Genomic DNA, 22,183 nt, shown 5'->3' on the forward strand with positions numbered 1-22,183 from the left:
TCCCTATTCCCTATTCCCTATTCCCTATTCCCTATTCCCTATTCCCTATTCCCTATTCCCTATTCCCTATTCCCTATTCCCTGACAACATAATAAAAGTGTGGCAGTTCGGAAAAAAGTCATTTGTTATGGGATGAAAAGCGCGTGATTGAGGCTGAAGTTCATTTATCACTACATAACTTTCTGCGATCGCAAGAGGGTTTTCCAACTTGGCCTCACCACTTGACGATGGCACGGTTGGTAGCACGGGCTTTGCGTTTGGGACGTAGTGCTTTAATTCAAGTCGGGGCTGTTTGTGGCTACCAGGGTCGATATCGCACCAGTTTTATCGCGTCTGCTTTGATGTGGCATGGTCCTGTAATTATTGTGGCATCGGCAACTGTCCAGCAGCGTTTACTAAATATAGAAATTCCCAGGTTACAGCAGTGGTTATCAGCTAATAAACCCATTAGAACAGGTGAAGTTTGGCCTGGTTCTGATTTTCAAGGGTTGCTGTTAACTTCCCCCCAAGCTTGGTTAAAAGGGCAGTTGGCTGATAATGGTAGTTTTCCCCCTAATATTCCTACTATTATTGATGGTGTTGATGATTTGGAAGATTGGGTACGTGATCAGCTAACTCAAGATATTCAACCTCATGACTGGGAGCAACTGATGTTGGCTTGTCCCCAGGAAGCTGAGGTAATTCGGGAAGCTAGGGTACAATTGACACATGAATTATTCCAACATCCAGAAAACCCGTACCACTGTTATCTGATTTCTCAAAGGGAAATTGAAATTTTACAAGGTTTGTATTCTAGCTTCGAGTCTATAAGTAATCTACCAAAAAGCTGGCAGGAATTTTGGCTGCTGTTCCAAAACTTGACCGAGGATTTTTCTCCTACTACCATCACTCCATCACCCCATCACCCTATTACCCTATCTTCTGCTCTTTTCTGGGCTACTATTGCTCGTCGTCAAGGATTATTTTCTTTACATTATGCCCCGATGGAATTGGCTAAAATACTCGCCCCTATTTGGCAGCGGCAACCTGTGGTATTGATTGGTAGTGCGGTAGAACCAGAAACGGAAGTTCCTCTATTTCGTCAGCGTTTGGGGTTGGAGGATGTGACTTGTTTGAAGTTTTCTAGTGATAGTCAAGGGGAAGCAATTCAACTTTATGCACCCTATAAGTTGCCTTTACCTAATACACCGGAATTTCAAGGGGCGTTTATTCATCAAGTTCGTACTTTGGTTTGTTTAAGTGCTACATCTCCAGGTATGACTGTGGTTTTGGTGGGGGATGTGCCGCTGAAAGCAAGGGTGGGGGCAATTTTGGCTTCGGAGTTTGGTTCACGGGTACAGGTGGAAAAAACTTGTTTGGATGAAAATGGAATTTTGGTGAGTGGTTGGGAATTTTGGCGATCGCATCAAGATGTTTTACCAGCACCCCGGTTGTTAATAATTGCAACTTTGCCTTTACCATCTTTGGAAAATCCTTTGGTGGCTGGTAGGGTAGCTCATTACAAGCGATCGCACCAAGATTGGTTTAGGTTATATTTATTACCTACTGCTTTAAGTGAACTACAACGAGCGATCGCCCCAGTCCGGGAAAATCAAGGTATCGTGGCTTTACTTGATAGTCGTGTTGTGAACCGCAGTTATGGCGCTCAAATTCTCGCTGCTCTAAGTCCTCTAGCACGCTTAAATTATCTCGATCCCAGTCTGTTTTCTCCCAATAATGAAGACAATTCAAATGGGTGATGGGTGATGGGTGATGGGTGATGGGTGATGGGTGATGGGTGATGGGTGATTGGAAAACTAAAAATTCTCACTCCTGACTTCTTTCCAAAATCGCCGTGATTCCTGCGAACATAGATTAAGAAGCTAAAACGAACTTTAAATTATTGATTATGGGTGAAGCAAAACGTCGTAAAAGCACACTAGGAGAACAATACGGGCAAGAAACTCGCATTTTACCCTGGGTTCCTATCACTAAATCTCAAGCGGAATTGTTTGTGAAAATCACTACTCGCGGAGCTTGGATTGGTATTGGCGCTATGGTAGTAGTATGGGTAACAATCCGTTTTATCGGACCTGCTTTTGGTTGGTGGCAAGTAGTGGCTTAAAGTAGTGAACAGGTGATTGATGATTGGTGATTGGTGATTGGTGATTGGTGATACAATTTTGGTTTTTGGATTATATTTCATGAACTCCAATCTAAAATCGAAAATCTTGTCCTAGTCCCCAGTCACATCGAAACTATTGCCTAAATGGCTACTACCTGATCCTTGATTCCGCTATCTTCAGAGGAAGTCTGTAGATTTGGGGTTTTCTGTGTCTAAAATTTAGTATAAAATTTAACGAAATTTACTTAGGGTTTGCTGAATAAACGTAAAACCCAGAGAAATCAAGGGATTGAGGATGATTCAAATTAAAATTGTGCAAGGTTTTAGGTACTGTGAGCCTCAGAAAGCTTGCACTTTGTTAATCAATAGTAGACAAAGCATAAATTCACCAAAATAGAGATGGGAAGAAAAAGGCAAAAACTTACGCTAGAGTTAAGAAATACTGCTAATTCGGTTAAACACTACTTATAAAGGTGTAATATGCAACTGTTACCGGGTTGACTAGCAGGAGATTTGAGTTAGGCTGAAGGCTGATTGCTGACTAAACTCAGGAGACTAGTGCTAAACATATAAAGACAATGTTAACTTTGCTAGTTTTATCTGAGATTTATATATTGCAAACTGAATTGTTTGATACGACATACAGAATAGTTATCCACTACCCTAAGCAGGGTAACTAATTACAGACTTAACTATCTGTTAGGAATTGTATAGTATACAATACCAAAGGATGGGAAAATCTAAAGAAAATATAAAAGATACTCAAATGACTGTGGTGTCTGGAGGAAAAAAGTGTTTCTGAGACTGGCACATCAACATAGGGAATTTGTCCAAGACTTGGTAATGAACTTGCAAGCCTTGGCAATAGTTTTAGAGCGTAATGGCTACCCAGCTTCTTGCTACACCTGTGGCGACCAAATGAACAGTGCTTCGTTCATGGTAAGTTTAGGAGATAATCATCTTATTCGCTTTTTAGTATCAGATTACGGAATTACTTGGACTGAAATGCGGGATGACCGCGAATTGATGAAGTTAGAAGGCGCAGAAGCAATTAGCCAATTGCAGGAACTAGCTAATCTTGTCAAGCAATCTATACAAACTTATACAAGTCATAAAACTCTTGTTAAGAAGTGATAAATTGCCTAATAAGATAGAGAAGTGTTTAGCAGTAAAAATGCCTTGGTGCAAAACTGTTTTACGATCTTGTTTATGATCTTGTTTGTTCCTCATTTACCTGCAATATGCTGTGGTAAAGAGGAAATTGTTTTTTGGTAATTGGTAATTGGTGATAGCGGCTTTGTTTTTTCAACGCCTACCACCTTTTCACCATTACCGACAATGAACCTTGTTTTTGCGGTTTTGTCAAGTGTTTTGCAGGTCTGTTAAAATCTGATGGGTAAGAAAACCAATTATTCAGAAGATTGAAAATGACTCAAGAAACACCAAGTCAACCAAAATTACCACCTACCAGTGCGATCGACAAGTTAACAAAAACTGAATTTGATACTTGGTTTGAATATCCGATCAGAGTGCAGCCTCATCATACAGATTATGCTGGCATTACTTGGCATGGTACATATTTAACTTGGATGGAAGCAGCGCGGGTAGAATGTTTGCGCTCTATAGGTATTGATTTTGCTGATTTGGTAGCTTTAGGTTGTGATTTACCAGTGGTAGAATTATCAGTACGCTATCATCGCGCACTGCAATTAGGAATGATGGCGGTTGTGAAAACCCGGATGTTGGAAGTAACCGGTGTGCGGATGAACTGGGATTATAAAATTGTTTCTGCTGATGAGCAAGAATTATATGTTTCTGCTCAGGTGACATTGGTAGCATTAGACAGAGAAAGAGGTAAAATTATGCGTCAGTTACCTCCAGCAATGAAGGATGCACTGGCGAAAATTTCGGCTTCATACAAGTAATACGATTTTAGATTTTGGATTTGGGATTGGGAATCTTTTGAAATGTTACTTAACAGTATCAGCAATTAAAAATTTATTTTTCGCAAAATTAAGTTTAATTACGCACAAGTATTTGGGAGATATTTTGAGTAATTTCAGAGATTTTCTGCCAAATATCTTGAGGTGTAATCCCAAAACCGAAGTATAATAAAACCACTATCGCTGCACAAGTTACGGCAGTTTTGATGGTGGTTTTGACTAATTTCCACAGGATGACAAATATTATCCAAGCGACTATTAAGGTAATGATCATACTCATCTTTTTCTAAAAAATAGAAAATTTTGTTAAATTAGATTATCAATTATATTTGAAAATGGCAAGATATTTAGTTATGTTAATCATTTTGCAAGCATTCATCTGTGATAAAATAATCACAATATTCAGTATATTTAGAGCTTACGCAAGATTGTAAAGGATCAAAATCAATAACTATCGCACTTTAGTTTAAGATATTACCATTAAAATGGTAGTAAACTTCTCAATTCGCTTTTTTATATTTTTAGAAAAACTTTACCATTGCATAGGAGAGAATTGCTTTATCTTCTGTCATAATGATGAAATCATGCTCTAAAGATTGACAGAGTAAAAGACGATCAAAGGGATCATTATGTAACGGTGGTAATTTAGCTAATTGAGTAATTGTAGTTTCAGTAATAGATAAACTGGAAATTAAATGTTTTTCACGCTGTTGGGGAAGGTAAATTTCAGGAGATGCTGGTAATGGTAATTTTCCTAATTGATATTTAATTGTTGCTTCCCAAACTGAAACTACACTGAGATAAATCTCGGTTATCTTGATTACTAATAGCATCATAATATTGGTCTGCTAGTCGTTTATTATTAGTAATAAACCACAAAAAGATATGAGTATCTAAGATAATTTTCATGGATTTGTAAATAGGTTAATAATTTCTTCAGGAAGGGGATCATTAAAATTATCAGGTACAACAAATTCACCTTCACATAAACCAATAGGACGGCTTTCTTTTTGAGTTGGTTTTGTTGGTATGGGTTTAATTTCAGCAATAGGTTTATCTGCTTGAGTAATGATCAAGCTATTACCTTCTTGAATCAATTTGATAAATTCTGATAAATTGTTTTGAATCTCATCTATATTTAGGGTAATCATGGCATTTATCTCCATGGCTTCAATTGCAGCAATATTATTTTTATTAGTTCTAATTATATCATGAAAGAGTAGCGATCGCAGAAGATCCCCGACTTCTTGAAGAAATCGGGAATCTAGAACTTAACCCACAGAAATAAACTGAGGTTGAGTAGCTAACTTTTCAGTAGCAGTAAAAACTTCCTGTCTAGCCCATTGATCTGCTGCTAAAATGTCATCTAAAGAAGGATTTTGTTTGTTATCATTTTGATGGCGATCGCACACCCATTCAATACACCGCGCAATATCCAAATAGCCAATTTTCTCTTCTAAAAATAGCGCCACAGCTTGTTCATTTGCCGCATTTAAAACCGCAGTCATCGAACCGCCGGCTCTACCAGCAGCATAAGCTAAATTCATGCAAGGATATTTTTGATGATCCGGTTCACGGAAAGTTAAATTACCGCATTTTACTAAATTCAATCTTTCCCAATTTGTGTAAATTCTTTCTGGCCAAGACATCGCATAAAGCAACGGTAAACGCATATCTGGCCAACCCAGTTGAGCCAAAACAGAAGTATCTTGTAACTCAATTAAAGAGTGAATAATACTTTGGGGATGAATGACAATTTCAATATCATCATAATCCATTCCAAACAAATAATGGGCTTCAATTACTTCTAACCCCTTATTCATCAAAGTTGCTGAGTCAACAGTAATTTTTTTACCCATTGACCAATTAGGATGTTTAAGAGCATCCGCAACTTTAACTGTGGGCAATTTTTCCACAGGCCAATCTCGAAAAGCACCACCAGAAGCAGTCAATAATATCTTTTTTAACCCATCTTTGGGTACACCTTGCAAACATTGAAAAATTGCCGAATGTTCCGAATCTGCGGGTAATAGTTTCACTCCGTGTTTTTCCACCAAAGGTAAAACCACAGGACCCCCAGCAATGAGAGTTTCTTTGTTTGCTAAAGCAATATCCTTACCCGCTTCAATCGCTGCGATAGTAGGGAGTAAACCCGCGCAACCAACGATACCAGTAACAACACTTTGGGAATCGCCATAACGGGCAACTTCAATCACTCCCGCTTCCCCAGCGAGTAAAATAGGTTGGGGATCAAGGTCCTTAATTGCTTCCTGAAGTTCTGGTAACTTATCAGCAGCAGAAATGGCGGCTATTTGGGGGCGAAACTGGCGAATTTGCGCTGCGAATAACTCCACATTGCGCCCAGCAGCTAAACCAACTATACGAAACTTGTCTGGATGCCCAGAAACGATGTCTAGTGTCTGAGTACCAATAGAACCGGTAGAACCAAGAAGGGTAATAGCTTTCACAATGATTTAACAATTTACGGATACTCTTAACTATAAATTGTTAAGGACTCACTTTTAACACTCACCACCGTCTAATTTGCACTTATGTCAAGATTGAATTTATTATATTGTTATTGCGTTGGATATATAGCCGAACCAAAGTATAGTATACTGCTAAATTTGACGAGATTTAACTATTGATTTAACTATTATTTTCCAATTCAGATTCCACAACTCCAAACTTTACTTGATTATATAAATTCTGTAAAGAAATTTCAAAAGGTACAGTTACGAAAGATATGTTTTCATCTTCTTCATCGTACTCAAATAAATTCCATCTTTTCTTGCCAGTTTTAGAAAATTGTTCTACATGAATGCGGGTTTGATCAATTAATACATATTCTTGAAAACTGGGAATTGTTCTATAAGCTGCAAATTTATCTTCTCTATCGTAACCTTTGGTTGATTTAGATAAAACCTCAATAATTACCTGGGGGTTGGTAATTGTATCTTTGCGATTGTTGAAAAATTCTGGTTCATCTGCAATAATCATCACATCTGGATAAGTGTAGATTAATCTTTGGGGTATCCATAGACGCATATCACTGTTAAAAACTTCATATTTGTCTTGTTGTCTAAAGGCAAAATTTAGCTCGGCGTAAAAATTACCTGTAATGCGGTTATGATTTATAGATGCATCAGCCATTGGAATGATTTTTCCTTCAATATATTCGCTTTTGTAGTCCGCAGTTGCTTCTAATTCTAGATATTCCTCTGGGGTGTAATATTGCTTTTGGGTGAGTTGCATATTTTTGATTAGAAAGCTATGTATATCAGTTTAACATATTAGCAATAGTTATTGCCTAACTAGGTTGTATATTGATTTTCTAATGTTTTCGCTGGTTATATCTCTGATGCAACCAAAGTATGGTATTTGTTAATATGCTATCACTGTAAAATTTCTACCAAGTAGATTATGGTATATATGCCTTACTTCTATGAGTGGAAAATTTCCCAGGCTAAAAGTTATAATATTAAAATACTAAAATTTATGATGATCACCGCAAACAATAGATTATTAAAATTAGTTAGACATAAGTTTGATAGGATATTTAACTATCTGCGATCGCCAATTCCCGGTTATTTATTTATTGGGATTATATTTGCAGTGGTAGTGAGATTATGTACTAATTATAAGTTGATTTAACTTCTAAGGGATGTGCGATTAAATGTTATTAAGAAAAAAAAATATAAAAAACATTAATTGGATATTACCATTAGCCATCTCTGGTATATTTATTATTTGTGCATCACTAGGAATGCTATTCAATCCTGATGCTTTTCATAAATTCTTTTCTGCAACCCAAATAACTAGAGAAATTCCTCCTCAATTACCTTATAAAAGTTATTATTGGGATGTTTTACATTATTCGGAAATGGCTATAAAACCCAGTTGTACAGCATTTTATCCTCTTTGGCCATTTCTTATTCGTAACCTCTTTTATCCCCACAACATAGAACAAGCAGCACATTATTTTTTGATTGTTGCTAATGGGATATTTATTATTAATAATTTCTTACTATTTTGGGTTGTAAAAATAGCTTTTAAACGTACAAGATTAGCTTTTTTGATCATGTTAGCGTATACTGTTAATCCAATGGCAATATTTAGAGTTCTTGGTTATACAGAAAGCATTTTTTCTTTATTGAGTACGTTATTTATCTGGCTTTGTTTACCCAATAATAAAATCAATCAAAATCTCAAACTTTGTTTTTTATTCATCATTACATTTTTGATGAGTTTAACCAGACCTGTATTAATTCAAATATTTTTTGCAACCACATTAACTTTAATAACTATTATTGGTTTGGAAATGTTGAGAATCAAGATATATTCTTGGAATAACTTATTAAATAATCTACAAAAATATTATCTATTAATTAAAACAACTGTAACTATTTGGGTTGCATCTTTACTAGGCTATGCTGTCTATGGTAGCTTTTGTCTCCAGACTAGAGGTAATTTTTTTGCTCCTTTTGATGACCAAAGTCTTTGGGGTAAGAAATTAGGCATTCATCTAGAATTACTTTTATTTCCTAAGTCTCCTTTAGTTGATATTATAGGTCTTTATTTACCTTTTATAATTTTGATCTTGGCTTTGATTTTCACATATTACAAATATACTGAAAATCAGAAGTATATATTTTTGCCTAAATATAGAATTTGGTGGAATGCCTTATATATATATCCACCTTTATTAATATTAGTATATGCTTACAATTTGATTCAATCAATAAAATATAAAATCAATTTATCGCAAATCAAACTTCCTGAGTATACAAACAAGTTAGCTGTAAACTATATTTTTTGGCTTTGTATTTACTTTGTTACTGCTCATTCACTGGTTATGTTTTTCACTTATGACCGTTTACTAAGCTTAGGTAGATATATATTTGCTACTCCATTATTTTTCGTAGGTTTAGGATATTTTTATCTATGTATTCCTGGTAATATGAAATATAAAATTTTGCTATTTATGAGTTTAATTTCTGCCTTTATGTTAGTAGAACAGTGGATTAAATATGGTCAAGATAAATGGCTGGGTTAAATGATAGTTTTAAGAATATTATATGCGAGTAATTTCCATGTTACATTACGAATATTTGTCGAGAAAAGGTTTATTTTTTACTATCTCAATGTGGCTATCTAGCCGACTTCTGATAGCTGTTACAATGTTAATAATTGCTCCCTTATTCCCAGTTGCATCAAACGGTGTTATTGCTACCTTCAGCTGGGATGTATTCCACGCATGGGACAGTGTTTGGTATGAAAAAATTGTCACTCATGGCTATGATTTTTCTAGTGAATTAAGAGAAACCCCTACAGTAGCTTTTTTTCCTTTATTTCCATTATTATGTCGTTTATTAATGATTACTGGTGTACCTTTTAAAGTGTCCAGTATTTTAGTAAATAACTTAGCATTTCTAGCAACACTAATTATACTTTATTCTTGGGCAAACGAACTTTATGGGAAAAGTGCTGCAAGGTGGATAATAACAGCTTTAGCATGGTGTCCCTATTCTCTCTATGGTACAGTAATTTATACTGAAGGTTTGTTTTTATTATGCACTACGTCTGCTTTGCGAGCTTTTGATCAAAAACAATATATTTGGGCAGCTTTTTGGGGTGCATTATCTACAGCAACAAGAGTACCAGGAATTACATTGTTACCTACTTTTTTATTTGTTTCCTGGAAAGAGAAAAGACCTATAAAAGCCTATATTGCTAGTTTAGCTACTGCATTAGGTATTATTTTTTATAGTCTATATTGTCAAATTCAATTTGGTGATGCTTTGGCTTTTATTCATGCACAAAAAGCATGGAGAGGAGATGCAAAAGGTTTTGCTTGGGAAGGTTGGTGGAAAATGATAATGCAGGTAGTTATAGGTTTTAATAATTGGCAATCTGGATATATTAAACAACCTTGGCATCCATTATTATTTTTAGTAATTATCATTATTGGCTATATTTTATGGCGATTTCGCTTACAATTAGGTTTACAAAAAGTACATTATGGATTTTATTTCCTATGGTTATTACTTTGGTTGTTAGCAGGAGATGAATTATTTAAAGTAGTGATTGTTTTTGGTGGGATATATTTATTATACTTTTTCCGTTATCAAATTCCTCTTGTTACCTTTGTATATGGACTGTGTTCCTATGGTTTAATTTTAAATACTGGAATTACTGCTTCAGCTGAACGCTATGCTTATGGTATTGTTTCATTATCCATTGCATTTGGTTTATTCCTGGAACGTTATCCTCGTATAAGATACCCAGTTATGTGTTTTTTTGCCATACTAATGGTGACATTTTCTATACGATTTGCACGAGATTTATGGGTTGCTTAGATGAGGAAAATAACTGACGATGAGTAACTATTTAGTTTTTGCTGAAATCAAAGTAAAATTTTCTGCATTACCGAAAACCTTACTTCCAGATAAATCTATTTTCTCAAGACTATCATTATTAACCAACAAATAAGCTCCTTTATTTAACATTTTCTGCAAACCCTCTACAGTAACAGCAATAACTTTACAATCACTATAAAAATCCAAACTAGGACGATTATAACCAAAAGAAGTATAAATTGTAGTTCCTGCTGGAATATGCTGACGAATTAATGCTGCCACTGGTTGCACTGGAAAAGCTTCATTTAACTCCCATATCCAAGAATTTGAAAGCATTAATAGTGATAAAACTAAATAAATTCCAGTAAATAAAACAGGGATAAATTGACGGTTATGCTGATTAATTAACCATGATATTATGCCCATAGTCATTGCTAAAACAATACTCATGATAATTAATAATGGCTGTTTATCAAAAATACTAAAATAAACACAACCCCCTAAACCAACAAATGTTAAAAATGCAAAAAATCCCATCAAAAATTTACTTTTAAACTGATTTTTATGCCAAATATAACTTAAATTAGCCCCAACTGCTAAAGCTAAAAACGGATAGATAGGCATCACATACCAGGGTAATTTCGTACTCATAAAAGAAACTATAGAAAAATAAACAATTGCACCAATAAGCACCAAATAACCCCAAGCCCGATCACGGTTTTTCCAACTTAAATATAAACCTCCAGGCAAAAACAACAACCAAGGAAAACCATATTTTATTACCTCAAGTACATAATACCAAACAGGACCAGTATTACCTTCAACTGCTGTCCCTAGTCTATCAAAAGCTTGGTCTTGAAAATGCACATCTAAGAAAGTATCACCATAATATTGCCATTGGGCTACATACCAACCAATAGCAGGTAAATTACCTAAAAATAGTCCTATCCATAAATATGGATTTTTCAATAAAGCTAATTGTTTATTAGCAATAATAAATAAACCTGCAATACCCGCTAACACTACCACTAACATTCCCTTGGTTAAAGTAATTAAACCCAAACAAAAACCTATTCCCAGAGCATATTTTCTATTCTCTCTTGCTTTTAACACACAAAATAATAGCAATAAAAAAAAGGAAATAACCATCCCATCTAACATTGCCAGTCTACCATGACGCACCACAGGCAATAATGTTAAATAAACCAAGGCAGAAAATAAAGCTGGTAAAGTTTCTAAAAAAACTAAACGCCCAATTAAGTAAAGTAAAGGAACTCCTAAAGCTGTTAAAAATGCTCCTGGAAATCTGGTAGTAAATTCTTGCACTCCTCCGATGTGATAGAAAACAGCAATTAACCATTGCATCAAAGGAGGTTTTAATAAAAAAGGATCTCCTTGTAAGGTAGGATAAAACCAGTTACCAGTACGGTAAATTTCTCTAGCGACTATAGCATAAGTACCTTCATCCCAATCTCTTAAAGGTAAATTACCCAAACCTATCATCCATAAAAATAGAGATGCTACCAATAAAGCTAATAACCATTCTTTTTCTTGGAATGGACGCACTTTGTAAATCTGAATCATCTTTTCTAAAAAGTTAATAATCATCTATAACCATAAGTGTAGAGAATTTTGTATATAATTTGATAACTGTATATTTTAGCCATTTGAATTGGTAAACTCTGGAAACGATTTATTTTTAACCGACTAAGCTGTTGTGCATTTAATTTGTATAAGTGGAACAGGCATCTTGCCTGTTAAACAAGAGTTCAGAATATTAGGATTATACAATTTAGCTGTGTAACAGCTTAGGAATATATATTTCTGGAGGTTCAGGTAAACTTAGTTTTCCTAAACGTACCTTAATCACAATTTCCCACGCACTTGCAGAACTTAAAAATAACTCATTACTAGGATCGGTAATAATTTTGTAAGCAGTAGATGAAAGTTGCAAGTCGTCTGTAACCCACCAAATAAAAGCATGGGTATCAAGTAATACTTTCATTCTCAATGTCTAGGGGATTAAGAAAATCTTTTAAAATATCTTCTGGTAAAGGTGAATTAAAGTCAGAAGCAATCACCACCTTACCACGATCTAAACCCGGTATTCGCGGTAATGGCTGCTGGGAAAAAGGTAAAATACGAGCCACAGGAGTACCACCTTGAGAAAGAATAACTTCTTCTCCTGAAAAAACTCTACGGAGTAATTCTCCAAAATCACCTAAGTTATCTGGGAGTTCTGCGTTATACATTGTTAAGTTAATTAGTGGTAAAATTCATGTTAATTCTTTAGCTTATACTCCAATTTTACTATACTTTAAACTTATTTTCTTGATTTTCTGCAAACTATGTTTGTACTCTTAACTTCTCAACTTAACCAACCGTAATTATAAATTATCCATCAAATCAATTATCACCGTGAATCAGCCCATATACTCCCTAGTCATCCCCATCTACAACGAAGAAGAAAACATCACAGAAATGTATCGCCGTCTCACTCATGTCATGGAACAATTACACGGTGAAGTTGAACTGATTTTAATTGATGACGGTAGCCGCGATCGCTCTTTAAGCATGATCCGCGAATTACACCATCATGATAGTCGAATCCGTTACCTAAGTCTAGCTCGCAATTTTGGTCATCAAGTCGCAGTCACAGCAGGTTTAAACTTTGTCCAAGGTAAAAGCATTATCGTCATGGATGCTGACTTACAAGACCCACCAGAATTAATTTTAACCATGATTGACAAATGGCATGAAGGATACCAAGTAGTTTATGCCCAGCGCAAGTCCCGTCAAAAAGAAAATTGGTTCAAACGCTTAACAGCATATCTTTTTTATCGCATTCTCAAACGTTTGGCTAAAGTTGACATCCCTGTAGATACAGGCGACTTTTGTTTAATGGATAGACAAGTAGTAGATATTCTCAATGCTATGCCAGAACGTAACCGCTACATTCGTGGTTTACGTGCTTGGGTAGGTTTTCGTCAAACATCCGTACTTTTTGAAAGAAGCCCTCGTTATGCAGGAGATGTAAAATATACTTTCGGTAAATCTTTATCCTTAGCAATTGATGGTATTATCTCATTTTCCACAGTTCCTTTAAGACTGGCAACCTATTTAGGTATCATATCAGCTACTATTGCCTTAATTATGATCTTGTTAGTTCTTTATTGGCGAATATTTGCACCAGTATCTCCCCTAATAGGCTACACATTAATTACTATTGCCATGTTTTTCCTAGGTTCAGTGCAGTTAATTTGTATTGGTATTTTAGGTGAATATATTGGTCGAATTTATGAAGAAGTCAAAGGTCGTCCTCTTTATACAGTAAAGGAAATGGGAGGTTTGACAAAAACTTAATTAGCTCAAATAATCTAATTATTTAATTCCCTAATTTGTCTATCTTTTTGTTTAATAAAAAATCACCATTAAAATACTCAGGAAATACCAGTGTCACCCCAAGAATTTACTTTACTCCTCTTCTCAGTCCTCATCAGCGTTGCTGGACAATTTTTCCTCAAAACAGGAGCCATGAAACTAGGAAAAGTTCATGCAGGTAACATTATTAATCTCATCCTCAACATGATCACCATACCAGAACTATTATTAGGACTAACCTGTTATGGTATTGGTGCGATCGCATACATATTACTACTAACAAGAGTTAACCTTAGCGTTGCTGCTCCTGCGGTATCCGTTGGTTATATATTTTCCGTCTTATTGGGTTTCTTTATTTTAAGAGAACCTATTTCTGTGATGCGTCTTGTAGGATTAGGTTTTATTGTTACAGGAGTAATCTTAGTAATTTGGCGCAAATAAAATCCAATTCAGAATTATTTATACAGCAGTATCTATATTAACAAATAATTCAGACTCAATCATGGGAAACTATGATTAGTTGTTTTTTGTCTATCTATTCGATAGATTTCTAAAAACAACAAAATCAAGTGAAAAATTTTATTTTTTCTTTTACAGGCAGGAAGAAACTTCAAGGTTAAAATATACATCTCCAGTAATGTTAATGATAGTATGTGTCCTTATTTTGGGTTAGATACTCTATTCCTCAAAGCTGGTTATGTGGAATAATTATTAATTTATTACCCGTCGTTATAGATAAAAGTAAACAAGTCATAGATTCCATACTTAAGGAAGTAACTGAATGGTAAATTTCACCGTTTGAGGCAACCAAATTCCAGTAAGTATAAATTGTCTACTTAAATTTCATAATTTCTGTAATTTACCATTGTAGTTTTGATGATTACCAGTACCTAACTGAGTATCTAACATTTAGAAAAAAAATATGTTATGAACTACCGTCATCAACGTGAGCGACGGTTTAACCCTTGAAGGAGCTATGCAGTGGAAAATAATAAGTCATTTTTTTGGCCGCAGGGAATATTGATTGTATTGCTGTGTTTAACTGGTACTTTGGGTATTGGGTTAATGATGCTGGTGAGGGCAAATACCTCTAAAGCTCAAAATAACCAGCGTATCAAAATCAATGAGATTGCGGCTAATACAGGCACTCAGCAGCGAATTGAGAAATTCAAAGCTGCTATGCTTACTACTTGGCAAAAGGAAGCACAAGCAAAAGGTATTATCACTGATGTACCATCACGCTTTCAAGGAGCAACAATTAAATTTGCAACCCTACCTCCAAACCAGAAAGTTATTGCCCTCACCTTTGATGATGGTCCTTGGCCAAAAAGCACTGCCCAGGTTCTAGATATTCTCAAAAAAAATAATATTCCAGGTACATTTTTCGTTGTTGGGCAAAATGTAAAAAATTATCCTGATTTAACTAGACGTATAGTTGCTGAAGGCCATTCTATTGCTAATCATACCTGGCATCATTGGTATCATCACATGAACGCCCAAGCCGCAGCCTATGAAGTTGCCAATACCACAGATATTATTTTTAAAACTACAGGGGTGAAATCCGGTTTATTTCGTCCACCTGGTGGAATTATGACTAATGGTGTCGTATCCTACGCCAGAAATAATAAGTATGCAATTATTATGTGGTCATCTGACTCTATAGACTATTCCCGTCCTGCTGTACCTAGACTTATTAACAATATATTCAAATCGGCAAAACCAGGGGGTATTGTTTTAATGCACGACGGTGGAGGCGATCGCACTCACACCGTCCAAGCCTTACCAGAAATTATCAGTAGATTCCGTAAGCAAGGCTATAAATTTGTTACTGTTCCTGAACTCTTGGAAATGCAAGATCAACAGCAACAGTTAGCTGCTAATAAGAAGTAGGGGCAAACCCCCCGTGGTTGCCCCTTGAGGCAGGAGAAAGGAGGCAGGAGGTAAATATTTCTCGTTTTCTCGTTCCCATACAGAGTATGGGAATGAATTTTAAGCTGTTACACAGCTAAATTGTATAATCCTAATATTCTGAACTCTTGTGGAATAGGCATCTTGCCTGTTCTACTTATACAAATTAAATGCACAACAGCTTAGAAGGCTCTGCCTTCAGCCCCACTGAGTCATAATTGATGAAATTATTGCAGGTTTAGAAGATTGTTTGAGTCAATTAACAGAGAATGACAGAATTTTTGCTGCGAAGGATTTGTTAGTTGGTGGTGTTGCGGTTTTAGGAAGTAATCGCGGTTCTAGTGATGGAGGAATTGATGAAATTGAAATGTTAGATTTGGCGGAAGACTTGATGGAGAAGTTGAGGGAGATTTTGGGCTGAATAAATTTGTAAATAATACCTACAGATAAGATTTTACCAATGGATGAAGCAAAAAAACAAGCTTATTTTGAATTAATTAATAAATTGCTAAATTCTTCGAGAGGAGAAGAACCAGAAATTTTAGATAATAACAAACATCTGATAGATATAGATTTAGTGCAAACCATAAAACAGATAGCTGCTGGTATGGGAGCGCATGGAGAAGAAGATAATGCAAAGTATTTAGAGTATGATCGTGAATATCAAAAATATCAAAAATTAGCATATCAGATTTATCAAATTAAAACTTATAACCATCAATGCCCCTTTTCACATCCAGTTTACTGGGCGGCTTTCATCTGCCACGGCTTAAAATAAAACTCTCTCTTCTTCTTTCCTTCTTCCTTTGCGCCTTTGCGTGAGATATAAAAATGTAGTTCCAATCACCAAATCTTTCACTTAAAAACCAGGAGTAAGCATCATCAAAACATGACACTTACTCCCAACAACTTTATAGTTTTCCTCCTGCAATACTGATCGCTAACTAAACAGAACTCAACTGTTTACCAGCCTTTTCAGCTTCCACATTAGCTTCTGCACTATCAGCTTCTGAAGGTGGTACAACTTGCCAGAATTTGAGTAAATACTCTGACCAGTTTTGTAAAATTAACTGCGCTTTTGGTGAACCAGTGCGATCGCTATGAGCTTTAATCAAGTCATAGAGTTGTTTCTCACCAGCTTCCGTTGCTACACGCTGGATTTTCACAATGGTCTTATTCACCAACTCAGAGAAAGAATCATCTTCATCCAAGAAGTAACCTAACCCCCCAGTCATACCAGCGCCGACGTTGCGGCCGACTTTACCCAGAACCACAACTACACCACCGGTCATATACTCGCAGCAGTGATCCCCAGCCCCTTCAATAACTGCTGTACCTTTAGAGTTACGTACCGCAAAGCGTTCACCTGCTAAACCTCTAGCGAACAACACCCCACCAGTCGCACCATATAAACAGGTATTACCCACAATCACATTTTCGGCTGAGTTGTAAGTCGCATCTGCTGGGGGTTTAATAATAATCTCCCCACCGTGCATCCCCTTACCTACATAGTCGTTAGCTTCCCCATGTAAAGTTAAGGTTAAACCAGGTAAAATAAATGCCCCAAAGCTTTGACCTACACTACCTTGGAAGTTTAAGTTAATTTGCCCTTCAAAACCACTATCACCGTATTGAGAAGCAATAGCACCCGCTAACCTTGATCCTACGGTTCTATCAGTATTCACAACTTTGAAAGACTTGGTGACAGTAGATTGATTTTTGATGGTTGCTTGAATTTCTGCATCCGCTAAGAACTGATCATCTAAAACTGATCCATTGCTGTGAACTTCTTCATGTTCTAACCAGCTACGGTTGGATTTAGCATCTGGTAACTTAGTTAAACAATCTAAATTCACAGATTGGGTTTTTGTAAGCTTGACATCAGAACGCACAGTGAACAGATCCGCCCTACCAGTCAACTCGCTTAAAGAACGATATCCCAGTTTAGCTAACAGACTCCGCACTTCTTCAGCGATGAAATAGAAGAAGTTAACAACGTGATCAGGAATACCTGTAAAGCGTAGACGCAGTTCTTCTTTCTGAGTCGCTACACCTTTGGGACAGGTGTTTAAATGACACACCCGCGCCATAATACAACCTTCGGCGATCATGGCGATCGAACCAAAACCGAATTCCTCAGCACCCATTAAAGCAGCGATCAGGACATCCCAGCCACTCTTTAAACCACCATCAACTCTTAAAATTACGCGATCGCGTAACCCATTATCCATTAACACCCGATGCACTTCTGATAATCCAAATTCCCACGGACTACCAGCGTGTTTAATAGAACTCAGAGGAGATGCACCAGTACCCCCATCATGTCCAGAAATTTGGATAATATCAGCGTTAGCTTTTGCTACACCCGCAGCAATCGTACCAATACCGATTTCCGCCACTAACTTCACAGAAACCTGAGCTTTGGGGTTAATTTGATGCAGGTCAAAAATTAACTGCGCTAAATCTTCAATTGAGTAAATATCATGATGGGGAGGGGGTGAAATCAAAGTTACACCAGGTTTAGAACGGCGCAACATGGCAATATAAGGGCTAACCTTGGGACCAGGTAACTGTCCACCTTCACCGGGTTTTGCACCTTGGGCAATTTTGATTTCGATTTGTTTAGCACTGGCTAAATATCCCGGTGTCACACCAAAACGACCAGACGCGACTTGTTTGATGGCACTGGAAGCAGTATCACCATTTCTCAAACCGTTGAGATGGGGTAGAGTGGGTGAATGTCCGTTTTCGTCAACATCATTTAACACATTGTAACGAACTGGATCTTCCCCACCTTCACCAGAGTTAGATTTCCCACCGATGCGGTTCATAGCAATGGCTAAAGTTTCGTGTGCTTCTCTAGAAAGCGCACCTAAAGACATACCACCAGTACAGAAACGTTGAGCGATTTCGCTGACAGACTCTACTTCTTCTAAAGGAATAGATGGGCGATCGCTCGCAAAATCCAATAAATCTCTTAAAGCCGTTGCAGGTCTGCTTTTTAGATGCTGTTTATAAACTTCATAATGGTCATACTGCTTACCATCCACAGCTTTATGCAGCGCCTTCACCAGTTCCGGGCTATTACTGTGATATTCACCACCGGGACGATACTGAACAAAGCCCAAATTTTCCAACTTCTTAGCAGACAACTCAGGGAAAGCCTTACTGTGGAAAGAAAGCACTTCTTGAGCCAGTTCAGCACAACTTAAACCACCGATGCGGGAAGTAGTACCCCGGAAAGCTAAATTTAACAAATCGCCACCAATACCGATCGCCTCAAAAATTTGCGCCGCTTGATAGCTAGAAAGCAGGGAAATTCCCATTTTTGAGAGAATTTTCAACAAACCTGATTCTACAGCTTGACGATAATTAGCGATCGCCTGATCCAGAGTAATATTATTCAGCTTACCCCGTTCCCTAAACTGTTGAGTCTTAGGATCAGCCCACCAGTCACGCACCGTATCCAAAGCCATATAAGGACAAACCGCACCCGCACCATAGCCCAACAAACAAGCAAAATGGTGTGTACTCCAACATTGGGCGGTATGCACCACCAAAGAAGTCTTCATCCGCACACCTTCGCGGATCAAATAATGGTGAACTGCACCTACAGCCAACAAAGGCGGAATATAAGTCAAATCAGCACTGATACCCTTTTCACCACGTGGGGCAATCTTATCACTCAAGATCAAAATCTTCGCACCAGCCCGCACCGACTCCGCAGCTTGTTTTTGCAAAGATTCTACCGCCGCCTTCAAACCATCAGGACCTGCATCAATAGAAAACAGAGTTGATAAATCAGCAGTGCCAAAACCAGATAATTTAATCGCTTCTAACTCAGCATCAGTCAAAACAGGCGAATCTAACTTTAATCTTCTCGCGTGTTCTGGTTGCGGATCTAATAAATTACCTCTTTCTCCCAGTTCCACCGTCAAGGACATTACCAATTTTTCTCTTAACGGATCAATGGGTGGGTTTGTTACCTGGGCAAAACGCTGTTTAAAGTAGTTGTACAGCAGATGGGGCTTTTCTGATAAAACCGCCAAAGGAATATCATCACCCATAGAGAAAGTCGGTTCAGCACCAGTATTCGCCATCGGCTGAATAATCATTTCTGCATCTTCGCTAGTGTAACCAAAAGCGATCTGTTGTTGCAGTAAAGTTTGTTTATCGGGTATTTCAGAACTTTCAGTTACATAATGACCATTACCGTTACCATTACCATTGGATGACGGTTTTACCAAATCTGACAACTCTTGACGGTATTTTTGCAACCAATCGCCGTAAGGATGTAACTTAGCAATACGTTGTTTAATTTCCCAGTTCTTCAAAATTTCATTGCTGTTTAAATCTACAGCAATCATTTGTCCAGGTCCTAATCTACCTTTTTCGATAATACTGGTTTCTGGGAAATCAACTACACCCGCTTCGGAAGCAACTACGATATAGTCATCATTAGTAATCACATACCGCGCCGGTCTTAAACCATTTCTATCTAAAGTCGCACCAACTCTTTTACCATCACTAAATACCAACAGCGCCGGACCATCCCAAGCTTCCTGTAAACCACTGTAATATTCATAGAAATCAACAATTTCAGGATGACCTTTTAAAGAAGGTTGATTTTTGTAAGCCTCTGGAACCATCATCATTAAAGCTTCCAGGGGGCTACGTCCTGAACGTACCAATAACTCTAGCACGTTATCAAGAGTCGCAGAATCACTACTTTCAGTATTTACCAAAGGTTTAAATTCTTCAGCGCGTCCTTTCCAAATCGGATGATCTAAAGTAGCTTCCCGCGCCATCATCCAGTTAATGTTACCCAACAGAGTGTTAATTTCCCCATTGTGACCTAGTAACCGCATGGGTTGAGCTAGAGGCCACTTGGGCATGGTGTTGGTACTAAAACGACGATGATAAACAGCAAAGGCACATTTAAAAGCTGAATTTTTTAAATCTTGGTAAAAATCTCCCAATACCGCTGATCGCACCATACCTTTATAAACAATGGTACGGCTGGAAAGGGAGCAGACATAAAATTCTTCAGAAATATTTTTCGCCGCTTTTACCACACGACGACGGGTAAGATACATTTCCCGTTCTAGTTCATCACCGCTTTTATCAGCCGAAGAAAGAAAAACTTGTTCTATGTAGGGTTGGTTTTCTCTTGCTTGTATCCCCAAAACCTCTGGACGTACAGGAACTTTACGCCAACCCAGTACAGTTAAATTTTCTTCCTTTGCTACTTGTTCAAAGATTTCTTTAACTTTTTTGGCTGATTCCCCATCTTGGGGTAAGAAGATCATTCCTACAGCCATGTTACCAGTATTAGCAACTTTAAATCCTTCTTGTTGCAACAATTCCCAAGGAATCGCCGTCAAAATACCCGCCCCATCTCCAGAGTCTTGATCCGCACTACATCCACCCCGATGTTCTAAACAAGTCAGCGCATCTAAAGCTTTTGCCAAAATTTCATGGTTGGCAATATTGCAGCGATGGGCAATAAAGCCTACACCACAAGCATCCCGTTCTTCAACTAACCATCTTTGACCTTGATAAGTTGACCTATTTTCCATATTTGTCATTGTGATGTTTTGACCCTGATTCAATGATTGATGATTCATATTTTATTCCTGAAAGAATCGTGAAATTGTTGAGTTATTAATGTGACAAATGTTGCTACCGCAAAGAAAAAAATCTAAGATTTAGCGGTCGGGAAATACATAATCACTAAAAATTAAGGGAAAATTAGGGAAAAAAAATTTTAACTTGAGGTTTACATTTCTGCTCACCCATGTTAAAATAGCCGCGTTATTTTTTTAAGTGTTTATGCACCGCACTTTTAGAAGAAGTACCTTGATCTAGATAATTTGCTTTCCCTGACATTACGTTTATTACGTTTATTTAGATAGTGAAGCTTGGTGTTTTTTAATCCCCTTTTAGCCAGATATAGGCCATTTGTTCAGGATCACCATTTGGGATTTACCTGAGATTTAATTGCAAAAGAACATACCGCTATCTTTTGTCCAGCAATTTTCCTATTGCAGCAACAAGCACAGCGTATTACAAAATATAACACTATATGCCGTTATGTAAACCACTATATAAAACCTACTCAAATATACTTTGAGGTTAGTTTACTTCTTGCTTCATGTTGGTAATGTCGGCACTACCCCATTCACAGGCAAACACTGCCTAACTGATAGTTTTTAAGAGAATAATAACTGCGTTTAAATTCCTGTCAAATTCAAATCCACAGTTATCACACTTAAACACTCTTTCACTTAAAGAGAGCGTTTCTTTTTTTACAACACTATTTCTCTGTTTGAGAACTAGGAAACTATCTAGGGGTTGCTGAGAAAGTCTTTCCGTGAGGGCATAGGAGTCAGGAGTCAGGAGTCAGGAGTCAGGAGGAGATTTGAAAATTTCTTTGCCATCTCTTGAAATCCCAAAAAATGCACACTTTTTCCGGTATACCCTTCAAA

Annotated in this window: 21 protein-coding genes; 12 read left to right on the forward strand and 9 right to left on the reverse strand. The window is 37.0% G+C overall.

Annotation, left to right across the window (positions count from 1 at the left end; genetic code table 11):
* Nucleotides 1-143: 143 nt before the first annotated feature.
* The 4 genes from PN497_RS05760 to PN497_RS05775 all read left to right on the forward strand — a co-directional run bounded on the left by PN497_RS05760 (nucleotide 144) and on the right by PN497_RS05775 (nucleotide 4,029).
* On the forward strand, nucleotides 144-1,739 hold the full coding sequence (locus PN497_RS05760) for a helicase C-terminal domain-containing protein (protein ID WP_096572759.1): 1,596 nt from the start codon (nucleotides 144-146) through the stop codon (nucleotides 1,737-1,739).
* Nucleotides 1,740-1,888: 149 nt separating this feature from the next.
* Entirely contained in the window at nucleotides 1,889-2,104 is a 216-nt protein-coding gene (locus PN497_RS05765; RefSeq protein ID WP_096570208.1) for a DUF2839 domain-containing protein, read from the forward strand.
* Between the two features lie 792 nt (nucleotides 2,105-2,896).
* Nucleotides 2,897-3,238 (forward strand): DUF1815 family protein, encoded by a 342-nt coding sequence (locus PN497_RS05770; RefSeq protein ID WP_096570206.1) that lies wholly within the window; start codon nucleotides 2,897-2,899, stop codon nucleotides 3,236-3,238.
* Nucleotides 3,239-3,531: 293 nt separating this feature from the next.
* The gene (locus PN497_RS05775; RefSeq protein ID WP_096570204.1) at nucleotides 3,532-4,029 is read left to right on the forward strand and encodes an acyl-CoA thioesterase; all 498 of its coding nucleotides are present in this window, start codon (nucleotides 3,532-3,534) and stop codon (nucleotides 4,027-4,029) included.
* Nucleotides 4,030-4,123: 94 nt separating this feature from the next.
* Here the strand turns inward: PN497_RS05775 and PN497_RS05780 are convergent, their stop codons facing one another.
* The 5 genes from PN497_RS05780 to PN497_RS05800 all read right to left on the reverse strand — a co-directional run bounded on the left by PN497_RS05780 (nucleotide 4,124) and on the right by PN497_RS05800 (nucleotide 7,302).
* Nucleotides 4,124-4,321, reverse strand: a complete 198-nt coding sequence (locus tag PN497_RS05780) for a hypothetical protein (RefSeq protein WP_096570202.1) — start codon at nucleotides 4,319-4,321, stop codon at nucleotides 4,124-4,126.
* Nucleotides 4,322-4,568: 247 nt separating this feature from the next.
* Entirely contained in the window at nucleotides 4,569-4,883 is a 315-nt protein-coding gene (locus PN497_RS05785) for a type II toxin-antitoxin system VapC family toxin (protein ID WP_272109781.1), read from the reverse strand.
* A 69-nt stretch (nucleotides 4,884-4,952) separates the two neighbouring features.
* Nucleotides 4,953-5,198: a type II toxin-antitoxin system Phd/YefM family antitoxin gene (locus PN497_RS05790; RefSeq protein WP_096570200.1), complete on the reverse strand. Its 246-nt coding sequence runs from the start codon at nucleotides 5,196-5,198 to the stop codon at nucleotides 4,953-4,955.
* A gap of 120 nt (nucleotides 5,199-5,318) precedes the next feature.
* Nucleotides 5,319-6,515 (reverse strand): 1-deoxy-D-xylulose-5-phosphate reductoisomerase, encoded by a 1,197-nt coding sequence (gene dxr / locus PN497_RS05795; RefSeq protein ID WP_096570198.1) that lies wholly within the window; start codon nucleotides 6,513-6,515, stop codon nucleotides 5,319-5,321.
* Between the two features lie 181 nt (nucleotides 6,516-6,696).
* The gene (locus tag PN497_RS05800; RefSeq protein WP_096570196.1) at nucleotides 6,697-7,302 is read right to left on the reverse strand and encodes a Uma2 family endonuclease; all 606 of its coding nucleotides are present in this window, start codon (nucleotides 7,300-7,302) and stop codon (nucleotides 6,697-6,699) included.
* Between the two features lie 243 nt (nucleotides 7,303-7,545).
* Between PN497_RS05800 and PN497_RS05805 the strand changes: the two genes are divergently transcribed.
* Genes PN497_RS05805 through PN497_RS05815 form a run of 3 tightly spaced genes read left to right on the forward strand, consistent with a single transcriptional unit; the run spans nucleotide 7,546 to nucleotide 10,406 of the window.
* Nucleotides 7,546-7,701: a hypothetical protein gene (locus PN497_RS05805; RefSeq protein ID WP_190346485.1), complete on the forward strand. Its 156-nt coding sequence runs from the start codon at nucleotides 7,546-7,548 to the stop codon at nucleotides 7,699-7,701.
* A gap of 22 nt (nucleotides 7,702-7,723) precedes the next feature.
* A complete protein-coding gene (locus PN497_RS05810; protein ID WP_096570194.1) occupies nucleotides 7,724-9,103 on the forward strand; it encodes a mannosyltransferase in 1,380 nt (459 codons plus the stop codon).
* A 37-nt stretch (nucleotides 9,104-9,140) separates the two neighbouring features.
* Nucleotides 9,141-10,406, forward strand: a complete 1,266-nt coding sequence (locus PN497_RS05815) for a hypothetical protein (protein WP_272109782.1) — start codon at nucleotides 9,141-9,143, stop codon at nucleotides 10,404-10,406.
* Between the two features lie 27 nt (nucleotides 10,407-10,433).
* Here the strand turns inward: PN497_RS05815 and PN497_RS05820 are convergent, their stop codons facing one another.
* The 3 genes from PN497_RS05820 to PN497_RS05830 form a co-directional block, all read right to left on the reverse strand.
* Nucleotides 10,434-12,014: an ArnT family glycosyltransferase gene (locus PN497_RS05820; protein WP_272109783.1), complete on the reverse strand. Its 1,581-nt coding sequence runs from the start codon at nucleotides 12,012-12,014 to the stop codon at nucleotides 10,434-10,436.
* Between the two features lie 184 nt (nucleotides 12,015-12,198).
* Nucleotides 12,199-12,411 (reverse strand): type II toxin-antitoxin system VapC family toxin, encoded by a 213-nt coding sequence (locus PN497_RS05825; RefSeq protein ID WP_228051742.1) that lies wholly within the window; start codon nucleotides 12,409-12,411, stop codon nucleotides 12,199-12,201.
* Complete coding sequence (locus tag PN497_RS05830; RefSeq protein WP_096570190.1) at nucleotides 12,395-12,658, reverse strand: type II toxin-antitoxin system Phd/YefM family antitoxin; 264 nt, start codon at nucleotides 12,656-12,658, stop codon at nucleotides 12,395-12,397. Before PN497_RS05830 ends, PN497_RS05825 begins: the two co-directional genes overlap by 17 nt.
* A 166-nt stretch (nucleotides 12,659-12,824) precedes the next feature.
* Here PN497_RS05830 and PN497_RS05835 point away from each other — a divergent pair, with 166 nt between their 5' ends.
* From PN497_RS05835 to PN497_RS05855, 5 genes are all read left to right on the forward strand, one after another.
* Nucleotides 12,825-13,769: a glycosyltransferase family 2 protein gene (locus tag PN497_RS05835; RefSeq protein WP_096570188.1), complete on the forward strand. Its 945-nt coding sequence runs from the start codon at nucleotides 12,825-12,827 to the stop codon at nucleotides 13,767-13,769.
* A 90-nt stretch (nucleotides 13,770-13,859) separates the two neighbouring features.
* Nucleotides 13,860-14,228, forward strand: coding sequence for an EamA family transporter (locus PN497_RS05840; protein ID WP_096570186.1), 369 nt, complete (start codon nucleotides 13,860-13,862; stop codon nucleotides 14,226-14,228).
* 540 nt (nucleotides 14,229-14,768) lie between these two features.
* On the forward strand, nucleotides 14,769-15,677 hold the full coding sequence (locus PN497_RS05845; protein ID WP_096570184.1) for a polysaccharide deacetylase family protein: 909 nt from the start codon (nucleotides 14,769-14,771) through the stop codon (nucleotides 15,675-15,677).
* A gap of 268 nt (nucleotides 15,678-15,945) precedes the next feature.
* Nucleotides 15,946-16,116, forward strand: a complete 171-nt coding sequence (locus tag PN497_RS05850; RefSeq protein WP_228051741.1) for a hypothetical protein — start codon at nucleotides 15,946-15,948, stop codon at nucleotides 16,114-16,116.
* 39 nt (nucleotides 16,117-16,155) lie between these two features.
* Complete coding sequence (locus PN497_RS05855) at nucleotides 16,156-16,473, forward strand: hypothetical protein (protein ID WP_096570182.1); 318 nt, start codon at nucleotides 16,156-16,158, stop codon at nucleotides 16,471-16,473.
* Between the two features lie 166 nt (nucleotides 16,474-16,639).
* On the opposite strand, the gene PN497_RS05860 is transcribed toward PN497_RS05855, so the two are convergent.
* Nucleotides 16,640-21,322: a glutamate synthase-related protein gene (locus tag PN497_RS05860; RefSeq protein ID WP_096570180.1), complete on the reverse strand. Its 4,683-nt coding sequence runs from the start codon at nucleotides 21,320-21,322 to the stop codon at nucleotides 16,640-16,642.
* Nucleotides 21,323-22,183 lie beyond the last annotated feature (861 nt).

Source organism: Sphaerospermopsis kisseleviana CS-549, from assembly GCF_028329225.1.
Taxonomy (GTDB): Bacteria; Cyanobacteriota; Cyanobacteriia; order Cyanobacteriales; family Nostocaceae; genus Sphaerospermopsis; species Sphaerospermopsis kisseleviana.